Genomic DNA, 1,004 nt, shown 5'->3' on the forward strand with positions numbered 1-1,004 from the left:
TCACGTATAGTGTGCCTTTGCCGCCTTCTGCGCGGTCGCCGGTGAGTACGTTGAACGCGTACTTTTTGCCGTCGATCTCCAGTTCCTGGGTTCCCTTGGTGGCGAATCCGGGCATCATGCACTCGATGTTGCCGAGCACGTAAATGTTGCCGCGGACCATCTGAGCGCCAACCCTGCCGGGAGAGTTACCGTAGATAACGATCTTACCGCCAGCGTCCTTCGGACCGATAGCCCTGCCTGCGTGAATACCCGCGTTAATGTCGACATCACCCTTCACAGTGATAGTGCCGCCCATCATATACTCGCCGATATCACAACCAGCATTGCCGCTGACCACGATATTGCCGCCCTTCATGCCTCTCCAGTCACCACGGTAAGAAGCACCCAGATAGTTACCGGCATTACCCTCAACAATGAAGTTGCCGCCTTCCATCTGAATACCGCAGAACGCGTCGCAATTGCCCTTGACAATGATGTCGCCGCCCTTCATCCAGGCACCGCAATACATGTCAACATCACCCTTAACCAGGATCGCGCCAGCAGTCATCTTCGAACCAATATACTTAACACGAGGACACGAACCATTTATTACAATGGCCTGTTCCGCGGCAGTCGCAGCGGTAGTGCCCTTGATGTCGAAGAACTTACCGAGAGGCCAGGTGGTGTTACCCTCCCAGACCTTAAGCTCAGCGATCTCCTCAAGAGTCTTACCAGCGAACACATCCGGAGTGATGACATCCGCTTCAAGAACGAGGAATTTCTCCCCGTTCGGAGTCAAAGTAACTTTTTCCATTTTAGTTACCTCCCGCAAGCGGACCGGACTTGATCACATTCTGCGTGATAGCCGTATTATTGTAATACGCATCCTGCACCGGGTAGTTGTTCAGAGTGACAGAGTAGTACTTCAAGAACTTATCAACGATATCGTTGATGACTTCCTGGTTGTTGAAACCGTCAGCATCCGCCCAAACGATCTGCTTCGAATTCGTAAGAGCCACGATGTC

At 52.4% G+C, this 1,004-nt stretch carries 1 protein-coding gene and 1 pseudogene; both read right to left on the bottom strand.

Features of this window, described 5'->3' with window-relative positions:
* A partial coding sequence (locus tag CUJ83_RS15570; protein WP_230743390.1) for a formylmethanofuran dehydrogenase subunit C occupies positions 1–793 on the bottom strand: 793 nt, incomplete at its 3' end.
* 1 nt (position 794) lies between these two features.
* Positions 795–1,004 (bottom strand): annotated as a pseudogene (locus CUJ83_RS15575) (formylmethanofuran dehydrogenase subunit A); the annotation flags it as partial.

This window comes from Methanooceanicella nereidis (genome assembly GCF_021023085.1).
In the GTDB taxonomy this organism is placed as follows: domain Archaea; phylum Halobacteriota; class Methanocellia; order Methanocellales; family Methanocellaceae; genus Methanooceanicella; species Methanooceanicella nereidis.